Annotated in this window: 14 protein-coding genes; 8 read left to right on the forward strand and 6 right to left on the reverse strand. The window is 37.6% G+C overall.

From position 1 onward, the window contains the following. Positions 1-42: 42 nt before the first annotated feature. Positions 43-2646: an alanine--tRNA ligase gene (gene alaS / locus ACM40_RS14145; protein ID WP_048503398.1), complete on the reverse strand. Its 2604-nt coding sequence runs from the start codon at positions 2644-2646 to the stop codon at positions 43-45. A 579-nt stretch (positions 2647-3225) separates the two neighbouring features. Here alaS and ACM40_RS14155 point away from each other — a divergent pair. The 4 genes from ACM40_RS14155 (at position 3226) to msrB (ending at position 5710) form a co-directional block, all read left to right on the forward strand. Then, positions 3226-3780, forward strand: coding sequence for a sigma-70 family RNA polymerase sigma factor (locus tag ACM40_RS14155; RefSeq protein WP_117614871.1), 555 nt, complete (start codon positions 3226-3228; stop codon positions 3778-3780). 13 nt (positions 3781-3793) lie between these two features. Further along, positions 3794-4066, forward strand: coding sequence for a hypothetical protein (locus ACM40_RS14160; protein ID WP_048503400.1), 273 nt, complete (start codon positions 3794-3796; stop codon positions 4064-4066). A gap of 79 nt (positions 4067-4145) precedes the next feature. Beyond that, entirely contained in the window at positions 4146-4595 is a 450-nt protein-coding gene (locus ACM40_RS14165) for a DUF417 family protein (protein WP_048503401.1), read from the forward strand. A gap of 17 nt (positions 4596-4612) precedes the next feature. Further along, complete coding sequence (gene msrB / locus ACM40_RS14170) at positions 4613-5710, forward strand: peptide-methionine (R)-S-oxide reductase MsrB (protein WP_083996886.1); 1098 nt, start codon at positions 4613-4615, stop codon at positions 5708-5710. Positions 5711-5752: 42 nt separating this feature from the next. Here the strand turns inward: msrB and ACM40_RS14175 are convergent, their stop codons facing one another. The 5 genes from ACM40_RS14175 to ACM40_RS14195 form a co-directional block, all read right to left on the reverse strand. Beyond that, complete coding sequence (locus tag ACM40_RS14175; protein ID WP_228376186.1) at positions 5753-6283, reverse strand: hypothetical protein; 531 nt, start codon at positions 6281-6283, stop codon at positions 5753-5755. 101 nt (positions 6284-6384) lie between these two features. Then, the gene (locus tag ACM40_RS14180) at positions 6385-7017 is read right to left on the reverse strand and encodes a hypothetical protein (RefSeq protein WP_048503404.1); all 633 of its coding nucleotides are present in this window, start codon (positions 7015-7017) and stop codon (positions 6385-6387) included. Continuing rightward, complete coding sequence (locus ACM40_RS14185; protein ID WP_048503405.1) at positions 7014-7658, reverse strand: hypothetical protein; 645 nt, start codon at positions 7656-7658, stop codon at positions 7014-7016. Before ACM40_RS14185 ends, ACM40_RS14180 begins: the two co-directional genes overlap by 4 nt. A 148-nt stretch (positions 7659-7806) precedes the next feature. After that, positions 7807-8652 (reverse strand): ABC transporter permease, encoded by an 846-nt coding sequence (locus ACM40_RS14190; RefSeq protein ID WP_048503406.1) that lies wholly within the window; start codon positions 8650-8652, stop codon positions 7807-7809. Further along, entirely contained in the window at positions 8645-9556 is a 912-nt protein-coding gene (locus tag ACM40_RS14195) for an ABC transporter ATP-binding protein (protein WP_048503407.1), read from the reverse strand. The genes ACM40_RS14190 and ACM40_RS14195 overlap by 8 nt, the downstream gene beginning before the upstream one ends. A gap of 181 nt (positions 9557-9737) precedes the next feature. Between ACM40_RS14195 and ACM40_RS14200 the strand changes: the two genes are divergently transcribed. The 4 genes from ACM40_RS14200 (at position 9738) to ACM40_RS14215 (ending at position 14625) form a co-directional block, all read left to right on the forward strand. Further along, complete coding sequence (locus ACM40_RS14200) at positions 9738-10733, forward strand: alpha/beta fold hydrolase (RefSeq protein WP_048503408.1); 996 nt, start codon at positions 9738-9740, stop codon at positions 10731-10733. Between the two features lie 124 nt (positions 10734-10857). Continuing rightward, positions 10858-12219 (forward strand): AAA family ATPase, encoded by a 1362-nt coding sequence (locus ACM40_RS14205; RefSeq protein ID WP_048503409.1) that lies wholly within the window; start codon positions 10858-10860, stop codon positions 12217-12219. Between the two features lie 245 nt (positions 12220-12464). Beyond that, on the forward strand, positions 12465-13571 hold the full coding sequence (locus tag ACM40_RS14210) for an NAD(P)/FAD-dependent oxidoreductase (RefSeq protein WP_048503410.1): 1107 nt from the start codon (positions 12465-12467) through the stop codon (positions 13569-13571). Between the two features lie 16 nt (positions 13572-13587). Then, complete coding sequence (locus ACM40_RS14215; protein WP_131705370.1) at positions 13588-14625, forward strand: tetratricopeptide repeat protein; 1038 nt, start codon at positions 13588-13590, stop codon at positions 14623-14625. Positions 14626-14682: the final 57 nt, after the last annotated feature.

Genomic DNA, 14682 nt, shown 5'->3' on the forward strand with positions numbered 1-14682 from the left:
ATTTTCAGGAGCTTAGTGTTTATGAGATAGGGATAATCAGTCCTAAATATTCAGGGCTTTTTGATAAGCATTTTCCAAACCGTCAAGGTTTTTACCTCCGGCAGTGGCAAAGCCCGGATTTCCGCCGCCGCCGCCCTGGATCTCTTTCGCAAGATCTTTAACGATAGCTCCGGCCTGGTATTCTGCAGCAAGGTCATCAGACACTCCGACGGTGATCATTGGTTTTCCGTCGGCATCAGAAAGAATAATGGTTACGGATGCGGGGATTTCTCTTTTCAGCTGGAATACAATATCTTTCACAGAACCTGCATCAAGAGAAGTTTTCTTCACCAGCAGCTGTTTGTTTCCTTTCTGCTCGTAAGCATTTTTCCAGTCTCCGATTTCTCCTTTTGCCTTTTCTTTTTTGAATCCTTCCACTTCAGCCTTTAATGATGCATTTTCCTCTATCAGCTTTTCAATGGATTTTACCACATCTTTGGATTTCAGTAATTGGGAAAGCTCGGTAATTTGTTTTTCCAGATTTTTGAAATATTCCTCAGACTTATCTCCGGAAATTGCTTCAATTCTTCTGATTCCTGCAGCTGCAGAACTTTCAGAAACGATTTTGAAATGCCCGATTTCGATGGTGTTTTTTACGTGAGTTCCTCCGCAAAGTTCTTTAGAGCTTCCGAATTGGATCATTCTCACATTGTCGCCGTATTTCTCACCGAACAAAGCCATAGCTCCTTTATCCAAAGCCTCCTGGATAGGAATGCTTCTGAATTCCTGTAAGGCAATGCTTTCCTTGATCTTATGGTTTACTTTTTCTTCTACCAAAGCCAGTTCTTCTTCCGTCATTTTATTGAAATGAGAGAAGTCGAAACGAAGGTAATCAGGGCCTACGTAAGAACCTTTTTGTTCAACATGATTTCCCAGAACCTCTCTCAGAGCTTCATGTAGAAGGTGGGTTACAGAGTGGTTGGCCTGAGAATTTCTTCTGTCGTCAGCATTAACTTTAGCATAGAAAACAGCTCCGGCATCTTTCGGAAGACCATTGATTAAAGAAATAATCAGTCCGTTTTCTTTTTTAGTTTCTAAGACTTCAAAGCTTTCCACAGCATTTTCCAGCACTCCTTTATCTCCAACCTGGCCACCGCCTTCAGGATAGAAAGGCGAGTTGCTTAATACCACCTGGTAAAATTCCCCGTCTTTGTTTTCTACTTTTCTGTATCTTGTAATATAAGTTTCAGCTTCAATCTGATCATAACCTACAAAGTTTTCGCTCCTTTCATCCAGTGTCACCCAATCATATACTTTCTGCGCAGAATCAGCTTTTGAACGAAGTTTCTGTTTTTCCATCTCAGCTTTGAATCCGCCTTCATCAATCGTCAAACCTTTCTCTTCCGCAATGATCCTGGTTAAATCATCAGGGAAACCGTAAGTATCGTATAATTCAAAAACTTCTACACTTGGTAATACTTTTGAATGCTCTGCAATCGTTTGCTGAATTAATTTTTCCACTCTGATCAGTCCGTTTTCAATTGTTTTTAAGAATGAATCTTCTTCACTTTTGATCACCTCAGAAACCAGTTTTCCCTGCTTCTCGATTTCCGGGAAGAAAGGACCCATCTGCTCCTGAAGTACAGCAACCAATTTATAAAGGAAGGGCTCCTTCATATCCAAGAACCGGTAAGAATAAGAAATCGCTCTTCTTAAAATTCTTCTGATCACATATCCGGCTCCTCCGTTGGAAGGCAATTGCCCGTCTGCAATAGCAAAAGCAACCGCTCTGATGTGGTCTACCACAACACGGATCGCAATATCTTTTTCGTCTTCTAAAATTCCGGTATATTTTTTACCTGAAAGTTCTTCCACTTTAGCAATAAGCGGAGTGAAAACGTCTGTGTCATAGTTGGAAGATTTTCCCTGAAGCGCCATACAAAGACGCTCAAAGCCCATTCCTGTATCCACATGCTGTGCAGGAAGCTTTTCCAGAGATTTGTCAGCCTTTCTGTTGAATTCCATGAAAACCAGGTTCCATACTTCCACTACCTGAGGATGGTCGTTGTTGACTAATTCAAGTCCTGAAACTTTAGCTTTTTCTTCTTCACTTCTTAAATCAACATGGATTTCCGAGCAAGGTCCGCAAGGCCCGCTTTCACCCATTTCCCAGAAATTATCTTTTTTGTTTCCGTTGATAATCCTGTCTTCAGAAATATGGGATTTCCAGAAATCATATGCATCCTGGTCCCTTTCGAGGTTTTCGGAGGCATCACCTTCGAAAATGGTTACATATAAATTCTCTTTTGGAATACCGAATACTTCAGTCAGTAATTCCCAGGCAAAAGCAATAGCATCTTTTTTGAAATAATCACCGAAAGACCAGTTCCCCAGCATTTCGAACATGGTATGGTGATAAGTATCTCTACCCACATCATCCAGATCGTTGTGTTTTCCGGAAACTCTCAGACATTTCTGTGTATCGGCAATTCTTGGGGCCGTAGGAGTTTTGTAGCCTAAGAAAAAATCCTTGAACTGCGTCATTCCTGAGTTGGAAAACATAAGGGTAGGGTCGTCTTTCAGCACGATAGGAGCTGAAGGAACGATCAGGTGGTCTTTGCTTTTAAAATAATCTAAAAATTTTTGACGTATCTCTTGTGATGTCATAGTATTGCTTTGCTTTTAAAACTATCAATTTTTGATAAGATGCAAATTTAATGTTTTTAAGCGATTTGTAATAATTTTATGCTATGTTTTGAATGGCGCCGGATACATGAAATAATATTAATCTTATTTTCCAATATGTCATTGCGAACAGCGTAAGCAACGAAGCAATCTCAGTAATATTATTTTAAAAAAGAAGGCCATTTCAATTCTATCTGCAATAACAAATAACGAATATTTTAGAAAAAATATTTACCTTTCTGAAAATATTTAAAACAGATTGAAATCAAAAGCACAAATACTGGCTCAGTGGGTAATAGGAATTTTACTTGCTTATCCTGTCTTAATTATTTTCATCTATTTATTTCATGAATATATTACAGACTCTGTAATGTCTGTATTGGTGAATTTTTGTATTTATATATTAATTCCAATGCTTATTGTAAATTGGGTATTAGCGGTTTGGAGTTTAAAGCTTGAAAGAAAAAATAGGATAGGGTATTTTGCATTACTTCTTACTATACTATACTCCGTACTTTTTCTTCTGGTTTTATACGGAGCTAATCATATTAAAATGTGCTGATGACTAAAAACGAAGTGCTGAAAAGCTGGGTAGAGCAATATTCGGAACCTCTTTTGAAAAGAGCGACCTATCTGCTTTCAGACAGAACTGAAGCTGAAGATATAGTGCAGGAAGTCTTTTTGGCTGCATTTTCGTCTTACGGATCTTTTGAAGGGAAAAGCCAGCCGCTTACCTGGCTGAATGCTATTTTAAACAGAAAAGCTGCTGATTTTTACCGGAAAAAATATAAATCTGAACCTCAGATAAATTTGGATCACTTCTTTGATGAGACAGGATCCTGGAAAAATGACAGCGTTTTGAATGACTGGAATGCCTCGGAAAAAGAAACTGAGCTGCTGGATAATGATGATTTTAATAAAACCCTGGAAGACTGTATTGAGGATTTGCCCGCCAGATGGAAGATTCCGTTGAAAATGTACTACCTTCAGGAGAAAAAAGCACCGGAAGTTAGTCAGGAATTGCAGATTTCTGCGACTAACCTGTGGAAGGTTCTTCAGCGAAGCAGAATGCAGCTGAGGGAATGTCTGGATAATAACTGGTTTGCCAAACTATAACCATACGATAAACATGTTGAGAAAATTAATTCATATTCTGTTCCTGCCATGCAGCAAGGCAACCCTGCTGATGGAAAAGAGGAATGCACAGCTTATCTCCCGAAAGGAAGACAGGCAGCTTTCTTTGCACTTAAAAATCTGCAAGTGGTGCAGGGCTTATGAAGAAAAGCTGAAAATCCTGGATGATATTTTAAAAAGAAAACGTTCCCAGAAAGAAAATATTGAAATAAATGATTCTGATATTCAGTCTTTTAAAAATAAAATTTTAAATAAATTAGATATTTAGACAAAATACTGTCAGGATTTTGAAACGGTTCCGACTATACTTTTGAAAATAATAAAGTATCATTCAAAATCTAAAAGACATGAACGGAACATCAACAATTAACGTTGAATCTGCAACGTACAAATCAGGGTATTATATTTCGCTTTTCGGAGCTGCATTGATTTTGCTCTGGATCGGAATATTCAAATTTACACCCACAGAGGCTGCCGCCATCAAACCTTTGGTGGAAAACCATTTTCTTACTTTCTTCGTATATAAAATAGCAGGGATGCAGACGGTGTCAAATGCTATCGGAGCGATAGAGATAATCATTGCATTACTTCTGGTATTTAGTGTGAAATTTGCATCTCTAAGGAAGTATGCCGCAATCGGGATGATAGCCACCTTCCTGGTAACGCTGAGCTATCTTTTTACAACCCCTGGGGTCTGGAAAGTGGTGGATGGAGTTCCTGTCACAGATTTCTTTATACTGAAGGATGTGATGCTGTTAGGTTTTGGTTTAATGATCTTTCAAAACAATACAAAGTAATGGATAAAAAGAAAAAAATGAAAAATATATTTATCGTGCTCGGAATTATTCTGGGTGTCGCAGTTTTTGCTGCAGGATCGGGACTTTTTAAGAATTCTAAGTCCAAAGAATTAACAAAAGAAAAGGAAAATCAGGAAATTATGGATAATAAAAATGTAAGAGAAATTTATTTTGCAGGTGGATGTTTTTGGGGTACGGAACACTTTTTTCAGCAGATTCGCGGGGTTGTAGGAACTGAAGTAGGCTATGCCAACGGAAATACCCAGAATCCTACGTATGAGGAAGTGGTGAGCCATACCACAGGTTTTGCGGAAACAGTAAAAGTAAAATATGATCCTGACCAGGTTGATCTGAAGTTACTGATCGATCTTTATTTTAAAACAATTGATCCTACAAGCCTTAACAAGCAAGGAAACGACAGGGGAGATCAGTACAGAACGGGTATTTATTTCACCAACAAAAGGGATGAAACTGTGGTGAAGAATGAAGTGTCGAAATTATCTGCCAATTACTCCCAGCCTGTAGTGGTAGAAACTGTTGAGTTGAAAAACTTCTATAAAGCGGAAGATTATCATCAGGATTATCTGGATAAAAATCCCGGAGGTTATTGCCACATTGAACCGGGACTTTTTGAAATGGCTAAAAATGCCAACCCGCTTCCTAAAGCAAAATACCAGAAGCAGGATAAAAAAGTTTTAAAAGAAAAACTGACTGCAGAACAGTATAATGTGACTCAGGAAAATGCAACAGAAAGACCTTTCCAGAATGAATACTGGGATGAAACCCGTGAAGGAATTTATGTGGATATCACAACAGGTGAGCCTTTATTTATTTCGACAGATAAATTTGAATCCGGCTGCGGATGGCCAAGCTTCTCAAAACCGATCACCAAAAAGCTGATCGAGGAGAAAATGGATAAATCTGCAGGAATGGTAAGAGTGGAAGTAAGAAGCAAGACCGGAGACGCCCACCTTGGACATGTTTTCACAGACGGTCCTGCGGATAAAGGAGGTTTACGATATTGTATCAACAGTGCTTCGCTGAAGTTCATACCGAAAGCTGAAATGGAGAAAAAAGGCTACGGAGAATATATTTCTCTGCTGGATAAAAAGTAATAGGAAGGAAGACCGCTGAAAAGCGGTCTTTTTTTATTTTGTTTAATGGGACATTTGAAATCTTTCTTTTATACTGAGCATTGAAAAATTTAAAAGGAAAAGAAATCCAAAGATAATATAATACGCTTCTTTAGGAAGATGGATTAAAAACTGCTGAATCTCATCAAAAAAAGTCACTTTATATACCTCATTTATACCAATAACATCATTGCAAAGGAGACATTCATACTCGAGTTCTCTTACATTTGGATCAATGTAATTTACAGTTGCAAATAAATGGCCTGTCTTTTCCAAATCATATGCATAGGTGTCGTGTTGGGCAATTGCCATATCATTCAATAAAGAAGCAAAATCTCCATAAGTATTGCTTTTGTCTAAAATAAATTCAATTCCTGTATTCTTTTCATTCCTTTTTTGAAGTTTCTTAACTTCTGAAACATAGAATGCTGAATTTTCTTTAGGTTTATCAGGCTCAACTCTTATTTTTTTATACTTCCAGTTTCTGTAAGGCTCAAAGCTTAAAAGTGATTGTTTTTCCCCATTTTTTGCTTTTGCTGGAAGCCATATATCCATAACATTAAGGTTTATTTCTTCAAATTTCTGGCTTCCATAATACCAGAAAATCAGCGGAATGAGTATGGCGCTAATCAAGCCAGGGAAATAATAGATCTTTTTCATACGAATCTCTTTCTTTTGATTTGGAGGTTTTCTTTGATATTAAGCATGGAGATATTGACAAGAAATAAAAAACCAAAAAGTATGTAAAATGACTGTTTGGGAAGGTTTTTTATAAGGCTTTCAAGATCAGAAAAATTGATTTGATCTTTTCTTTTATGATATTCGCCTCCAACTGTTCCTCCGCAAGTAGCATCGTTTTTATTAGGATCTTTATAAAAATGAATCGCAAAAAAATGACCGGTTTTTCCTACATCAATACCAAAGGTTTCCTGTTTGGCGAGTTCCATAGTACTCATTAAAGCTATAAAATCCTGGTAAGTGTTACGATCATCAATAATAAACTCAATTCCCGTTTCTTTTTCATTTTTTGCCTGAAGTCTTTTCAGTTCCGTAACATAATATTGCTGGTTTTGAAGAGCAGTATTAGGCTTTACTACAATTTTTTTGTAGTTCCAGTTCCTATAGGGTTCAAGGGTATTGTCTAAAGTATCATTGTATTTTTGCTTTGCCGGAATTCCCAGGTCCATCACGGTATATTGCGGCTGAACCCTCTTATTTCCATAATACCAGAACAGCAGCGGAATGAGTACAGCGCTAATCAAGCCAGGGAAATAATAGATCTTTTTCATATCAGTCTTTTTCTTTGAATCTGAAGATTTTCTTTAATACTGAACATCGAAATATTCAGGAACAATAGAAATCCAAAGATGATATAATAAGATTTTTCAGGCAGTTCAAGTAAATATTTAAATTTTTCAATGCCTTTATAATGTTCATCTACTGTGTAAAAAATACTTGCATCTCTGGTTCCACAATCAATTCCCTGTCTTTTTTCAATTGTATTGGAATCCTTATACTGATGAATAGCGAAAAGATGATCAGTCTTTTCTATATCTAGGCCATAAGATTCTTGTTTTGCCAATGCCATGGCATCAAATAAAGCAATAAGGTCCTGCAGGTTATTTTTATCCCCAATCACAAATTCTATTCCTGTCTCTTTTTCATTTCCAGCCTGAAGCTTTTTCAGTTCCGAAACATAGTATTGTTGGTTTTGAAGAGCTGTATTAGGGTTTATCACAATTTTTTTGTAGTTCCAGTTCCTGATTGGCTTAAGGGCATCACCTAATTGGTCATTATATTTGTGTTTTGCCGGAAGCCCCAGATCCATCACCGTATATTGCGACTGAATCCTCTGACTTCCATAATACCAGAACAGCGGCGGAATGAGTACAGCGCTGATCAGTCCCGGCAAATAACAGATTTTTTTCATTCCTGTACTTTTGATAAATTTAATGAAAAACTAAATATCTGAACAAGAAAGAGTTCATTTTTAACATTATAGCTCTGTTAAAAACAAAAAAGTGATCCGGGGACCACTTAATCTTTCAATTTTTAAATCTTTTAATTAAATTGTAAATCTACCAATCCCTTTTTCTCAAAATCCAGTAAGAACCCAGAATAAAAACGACAGACCAAATGATACATGCGATCATACTTTCTGTAGGGTAGTGGGCTTCATACTTTACACCCATTACTTTGACAAGATTCAGACGCATTAAGGGGTTTGGGATCAGATTGGACATGCTTTCCAATGGCAAAAGATTGGTAATGAAGAAATCATTCTCAAGTACAGCTTTTCTCTGTTCTCCCTGCATTCCGCTTAGCTTCTGATAAGCTTCAATCCCTGTTAAGATCTTTTCTGCTACCCAATAGGCAAAGAAACCAAGGAATACAAACATGGACTTTCTCAGCAATACGGAAAGAAACATCAGAAAAGTGAAGAACGTAAACAGCTTCACAAAATAATTTCCGATATAATATACCTCCTCATAAATTTTTGCAGGATCAGTTACTTTGGAATATTGATGACCTAAAAACATCGTGATAATAAATACAATCAGCGTAGAAACAGTCGTGAAAATGGTAATCGTTAGAAGTTTTGATTCTATAAACTCTTTTCTGCTCAGTCCATCGATGGTATTTTGCTTAAACATCCTGTTGGTGAACTCCTGGGAGATTGAAAAAACAATGATCAACCCCAGGAAAATTTTCAGCAGCGCAACAATCCATGTAGTGAAATTCCATATTTCAGGGAAATTGTAAATTCCCTGTTCCTTCAGATTGATTGTTCCTCCAAAAATATCCAGATCTACGAGTCCAATGAATAAAAGTGCGATCAGAATGGCAAAATAAAGGATAGTGAAAATCTTGAACGGTCTGTAGTTCAGATTTTTATAATATTCTAGTTTTAGTAATTTAAGCATGGGTATTCGTGTTTTTTACAAGTTCAAGGAATTGGGTCTCCAGCGACAGCTTTTTCTTCGTTAAATGAGAAAGATAAATTCCCTTTTCGGCAAGTTTCTGGTTTAATGTTGAAGCAGATACCGATGCATCTTCACGAATCTGGGCTTTAATGATTTCACCTTCAGTTTTCACGCTACTGAACCATTGAAGTTCTTGCAGAGCGCTTAAAAGCAATGTATTATTGTCAGCTTTTACTTCAAAATACCCGTTATTGGCAGTCATTTCATCCACCCTTCCGCTATAGATGGCATTTCCTTCCTTCAAAACAATGACGTGGCTGCAGATCTTTTCGATTTCGTCCAGAAGGTGGCTGGCGATAATAATGGTAATGCCCTGTCTGGCAATATTGCTGATGATCTCACGGATCTGGATAATTCCTTCCGGATCAAGTCCGTTGGTAGGCTCGTCAAGGATCATCACCTCCGGATTGTTCAGCATGGCCGATGCTATGGACAGGCGTTGCTTCATTCCCAGAGAATAGGTTTTAAAAGCATCTTTTTTTCTGTCCAGGAGACCGACTGTTTTTAAAACTTCGTCAATTCTTGTATAAGGAGTCCCTTTGATCTCGGCTACAATCTTAAGATTGGTTTCAGCGTCCAGATAAGGATAAAAATTGGGCTGTTCTATAATGGCTCCTATCTTCTTCAGGGTATCCGGATCCGTTCCTTTTTTGCCAAACCAGTACCAGTCTCCGCTGGTGGGGTTGATCGTAGACAGCAACATACCGAATGTCGTGGATTTCCCGCTTCCGTTGGGGCCTAATAAACCATAGACATTTCCTTTTTCTACATCAAAGGAAATATTATTCACCACAGTTCTTTTGAATTTTTTGGTTAAATTCTTTACTGACAAAATTTTTTCCATGTAATTTGTTTTACATAGTAGTAGTCTGCATAACTCAGGGATTGTTACAACCCATGTTTTATTTTGAATCATTAAAATACAATGGAATGTAATAACTATCAGTCCGTTATTGTCTTAACGGTGTAACTATTTTCCCTGAATACAGACCCATTGAAAAAACAATTACTTAAAAAAAATAACTATGAATACCATTAAATGGATAAAAAGAATACTGATGGCTCTGCTCTTAATCATCTTCCTGTTGTTGATGGCCGGATTTGTTTTCGAAAGAATATCCCGTTCAATAGCCGAAAAAATAAAGCCTGAAGGACAGTTTGCAGAAGTTGAAAACCATAAAATGCATTACTTACAGCAGGGAAAAGGAGGACCTACAGTAGTTTTTGAAACCGCTTTCGATCCTGCAGGCCATTTGCAATGGTATCATATTCAGCAGGATCTTCCGAAATCCTACACCACGTTTTCCTATGACAGATCAGGGATTTTATGGAGTGAAAGAGGAACGAATCCCAAAACAGGCGATAAAATAGCCGAAGAACTTCATACACTCCTGGAAAAGTCAAAAGCTCCCAAGCCTTACATTCTGGTTGGACACTCTTTCGGAGGAATGCTTACCCGGTTTTTTGTTCAGAAATACCCGCAGGACGTTGCTGGAGTGATTCTGGTAGACAGCCAGTATCCTTCTGATGAAAGATACCTGTCCCCACAATTATATAAAATGGTGAATCAGGGGCTTCCGGGTGGATTTTTAAAATTTGCCAATACATTCGGAGCAGCAAGACTTATGTTTAAAAATATGTTTCCGGCAAATGCCCAATACCAATATCAGAATTCTATAATGCCGGCTCTGCTTTACAAAAGTGCCGATGCTACCCTTGAAGAACAGGATCATATGAAATCTGTTAAAACGGAAGCGGCCGCCATCAATACCTTTGGCTCTGTTCCTTTGTATGTCATTACGGCAGGGAATAAAACAAAATATGACAGCTTTATTAAAGATCAGAAAATAAAAAATGAAATGTTGGGAGCATGGGATAAAATGCAGAAAGATTTGCTGAATTTATCCACCGACAGCAAACAGATTATAGCTGAAAAAAGTGGTCATTATATCAATCAGGACCAGCCGGAAGTGATAGAAAAGGCGGTAAATGATATGGTTGAAAAAGTTTCCGCTCAGTAAAGAACTCCCGGCATATGTTGCCGTTTTCTGTCAGCTTTAGTAGAATATGAATATTTATTTTACCATATTTTCAATAGATTTATAAGATTAAAATATTAAATTTGATTGAATTAATCGGTAGTTTATGAAGTTAATTGAGTTAGCTAAAGAGCTGAATGTTTCCGCAGAAGCCATCAAGCAGTTTATCCAGGATTTTGACCTTGAGCTTGGTGAGTGCATCAGTACCAACTTTGAAGTAAAAGAAGATTTTGAAAAATTTGCCCGTGAGAACATGGATTTTTTGAAGCTTTATGAAGAAGATCTGGACAAAAACAAAACCGTGGAGCAGATCGCTGAGGTGATCAATCAACCCAAGGAGAAAGTGGAAAAAGCCATTAAGGAAACCAACCCCAATATTTTTGATAACGGATTTTTCCGCTCATCGATCTCAAGCTACGGCATTGATAATAAACTCGGCGGGAATTACCAATTTGTCTATGACTATTTTGGACAGAAAACCAGCCTGAAGTACAGAGACTTTATTGGCTACAGGGATTTGTTCTTTTATATATCTGGAGTTTTGGAACCCTTCCTGAACCCTCAGCAGATCAAGGACTGGGGAATTCATAAACCAGCCGGAATTGTCCTGTACGGACCTCCCGGAAGCGGGAAAATTTTCTGGGCAACTAAAATCGCAGAAATTATCGGATACCAATTTAAAGAAGTTAAAAAACACTACCTCGGAACCTCTTTCGTAGACGGAAATAAAACCAATTTCAATGATTTTCTGCTCACCATGATGAAAGAAGAAAAAGTGCTGCTTTTCCTTGAAGATTTTGATGAGATCATGATGGAGAGAAGGGCAGAAACAGACCTTGCTTCCTGTAATCTGGAAACCCAGGAGCTAATCCTGCATTACATTGGCAAATTTGAAAAAGAAGAGCTGCTTATGGTAGGCTCTGCCAATTCCGTTTCGGAAATTGACGAAGAAGTTCTTGCCCCCGGAAGATTTGATGTAATGATTCCCATATTTCCGCCCAATGCAGCAGAACGTTCGGAGATTATTTTATATGCGATGACCAGAGAGCTTGAAGAAGATTCCCTTCTTTACAAGATTCTTAAAAACAACAAAGCCGATAAAGTTCCGTTCTGGCATGAAGTGGCATCCAAAATGAAGGCATTCAGCAATACCATGCTCATAGATTTTACACAAAGTCTTAAAAAGCGGCTTAAAAATCAGTACCAGCGAACCCGGAATGAAAATATTCAGATTGATCAGACGCTTTTAGATGCAGCATTACGGGATGCAGCCGGAAAACTTACTGAAGAATACCTGGATCAGGTCGCAAGATTCCTTGCAGATACGATTATCAATAATTTCGATGAATTCAAATTCAGAATTCAGGCTCTGAAAAAAGAACTGGATACCTACAAAGCCGTTGAAGAACCGCGAAGAGCAATTGGGTTCCAGCATAATGGAGAAGAGGGCGGTGAGTCACAGGGATAACACGGTGTTTGGATTACGGGATTCGAGATGCGAGTTTTAGAGTTGGAGAGTTTAGGGTTGGGAGAGTTTCTAGTATATGCCTGAAACTTTGTAACGCTATAATAACTTTTTTGGTGCCTAAGCTTAAACTTGTACCTGCTATCTTACATCTACTATCGAAATACCTCCAGTCTGAAATCTGAAATCTAGCATTTAACATCTAAATCATCATTAATACATAAATACCTTTTACATTTTACAAAAAAATGAACAGCATCTGGGAACTCGAAACCTTTTACAGGAAAAGAGATATCGTGATCGTTGGAGCCGGATTTTCTGGGCTCTGGACCGCTATATCCATTAAAGAGAAATATCCGGAAAAGACTGTTCTGATTATTGAAAGAAATGCAATCCCGCTGGGAGCATCAACACGGAATGCCGGTTTTGCATGCTTTGGAAGCCTGACAGAAGTGATTGCCGATTCCCAGAAAATGGGATGGGAAAAAACATTGGAGCTGGTTAGGATGAGGTTTGAAGGGCTCCAAAAAATCAGAACTTATTTTAAGAATAACGAAATAGATTTTGAACTGAGCGGGGGATATGAAATTTTGAATAACAGTGAATCCCTTAAACATTTAGATACTGTAAATGAAAAGCTGAAAATGATAACAGGCCTTGAGCAAACCTATATTCTTAACCAGAAAAAAATAGCAGAATTCGGTCTCGGAAAATCTGAATTTTTGATTGAAAATCCGTGCGAAGGAAGTCTGCATTCGGGGAAGCTGTTGCAGAAACTCCTTGAAAAATGCCATGAACTGAAAATCGAATTTCTTTTTGGAACCGGCGTGAAAATGATTGATGAAAATACGGATGAAATAAAGATCCATATTTCAGAAGATCTTGTGGTGAAGGCTGATAAAATAATTTACTGCACGAATGCATTCAGTTCAAAATTTCTTGAAAAAGAGGAGATTATTCCCGCACGCGGACAGATTCTTCTAACAGAACCTATTGACGGACTGAAACTGAAAGGAACCTTCCATTATGATGAAGGATTTTATTATTTCAGAAATCTTGGAAACAGAGTTCTTTTGGGTGGCGGACGAAATCAGGATTTTAAAACTGAGGAAACCATAGATTTCGAAACCACAGAATTTTTACAGAATCACTTAGAAAGTTTTTTACAGGAAGTCATTCTACCCGGTCAGAATTTTAAAATCGCTCTTCGCTGGTCAGGAATTATGGCCATGGGTTCAGAAAAAACACCCATTGTCAAACAGCTTTCAGCAAGACAGTTCTGTGCCGTAAGGCTTTCCGGAATGGGAGTGGCACTGGCGCCGAAAATAGGAGAGATAGTGGCTGAAATGATTTAAAAATAACACATAAACGATGAAAAAAACATTACTTATTTGTGGACTGATCTGTTCAGCCATTTGCTTTTCGCAAAAAAAACAAATGACTGCTGCATTTAAAGCCAAAAACTATAAAGAAGCCGTTTCATTTGGACAAAAAATACTTGAAAGTAATCCCGGCGATTTCGAGTCCAATCTTATTATATCCGCATCCTACAATAGCCTTGGGTATTTTCATGATGCTCTTTCGTATTCAAAAAAACTGAAGAGTTTAGCAGAAAGCGATGAGCAGAAAAGCTGGACATTTATGCAATTAATGGCAGTCAATTATGGTTTGGGGAATAAAGAAGTTTCAAGAAAATATTACGATAAGGCGAAAAATATTAAAGTACCTGAAAGTGTAGCAGCAGAATTATCCTCTTTGGCAAAGGGATTTGGCTTCGACAGTTTTTACGATCAGTGGATCACTGTAGAAACTGAAAATATTATATTTCATTTCGAACCTTCAATCAGTCGGGAGATCAGGAATAAGATAGCAGAAACCAGACAGGATGCTTTTGTAAAAGGGAATGAATTTTTTGGAGCAAAACTTCCTAAGAAAATTGATTTTTTTGTTTGGGGTTCGAATGAGGTCTACAATCAGTTTCTGAAGCGTAATTTAGGATTCACTCTGGCTGCTTATTGTGTTTCTCATAATCGTTTGAACCAGACTGCAGGACATGAAATAGCTCATAACCTCAGTTTTTGGCAGGGAAGCCCGGGAAAAATCAAAACAGAATTCATTAATGAAGGAATAGGAGTTTGCTTCGATCAGAATGGCGATAATAAATTGGAAGTTGCCAGAAAGGCTTACAAAAAATCACCTTTTGACATCAAAAAAGTATGGGCAGAAAACCAGAAAGTCAGCAGTGAAGTTTTATATCCGGTTGCAGGAGCATTTGTACAGTTTTTAGTGAAGCATAATAAAGTCAGGTTTCTTGAATTGAATAATAATCAGACCTATGAAAATGCAAAGAAAATCTATGGAGATGAAATAGATGGTTTAATTGAAAATTTCATGAATAAGCTGAATTAAAAATATTCTATTTTTGAATAAAGCACAGGATAAAGGTTAAATCATATAGTTTAAACT

Origin of the sequence: Chryseobacterium sp. BLS98 (genome assembly GCF_001045445.1) — a bacterium.
Classification (GTDB): domain Bacteria; phylum Bacteroidota; class Bacteroidia; order Flavobacteriales; family Weeksellaceae; genus Chryseobacterium.

Coding starts and splice junctions, on each gene's coding strand:
- ACM40_RS14175 (WP_228376186.1), bottom strand. CDS start 6,283: ATGGATATATGGCTTCCAGCAAAAGCAAAAAATGGGGAAAAACAATCA.
- msrB (WP_083996886.1), top strand. CDS start 4,613: ATGAAAAATATATTTATCGTGCTCGGAATTATTCTGGGTGTCGCAGTT.
- ACM40_RS14185 (WP_048503405.1), bottom strand. CDS start 7,658: ATGAAAAAAATCTGTTATTTGCCGGGACTGATCAGCGCTGTACTCATT.
- ACM40_RS14205 (WP_048503409.1), top strand. CDS start 10,858: ATGAAGTTAATTGAGTTAGCTAAAGAGCTGAATGTTTCCGCAGAAGCC.
- ACM40_RS14160 (WP_048503400.1), top strand. CDS start 3,794: ATGTTGAGAAAATTAATTCATATTCTGTTCCTGCCATGCAGCAAGGCA.
- ACM40_RS14195 (WP_048503407.1), bottom strand. CDS start 9,556: ATGGAAAAAATTTTGTCAGTAAAGAATTTAACCAAAAAATTCAAAAGA.
- ACM40_RS14165 (WP_048503401.1), top strand. CDS start 4,146: ATGAACGGAACATCAACAATTAACGTTGAATCTGCAACGTACAAATCA.
- ACM40_RS14200 (WP_048503408.1), top strand. CDS start 9,738: ATGAATACCATTAAATGGATAAAAAGAATACTGATGGCTCTGCTCTTA.
- alaS (WP_048503398.1), bottom strand. CDS start 2,646: ATGACATCACAAGAGATACGTCAAAAATTTTTAGATTATTTTAAAAGC.
- ACM40_RS14155 (WP_117614871.1), top strand. CDS start 3,226: ATGACTAAAAACGAAGTGCTGAAAAGCTGGGTAGAGCAATATTCGGAA.
- ACM40_RS14210 (WP_048503410.1), top strand. CDS start 12,465: ATGAACAGCATCTGGGAACTCGAAACCTTTTACAGGAAAAGAGATATC.
- ACM40_RS14190 (WP_048503406.1), bottom strand. CDS start 8,652: ATGCTTAAATTACTAAAACTAGAATATTATAAAAATCTGAACTACAGA.
- ACM40_RS14215 (WP_131705370.1), top strand. CDS start 13,588: ATGAAAAAAACATTACTTATTTGTGGACTGATCTGTTCAGCCATTTGC.
- ACM40_RS14180 (WP_048503404.1), bottom strand. CDS start 7,017: ATGAAAAAGATCTATTATTTCCCTGGCTTGATTAGCGCTGTACTCATT.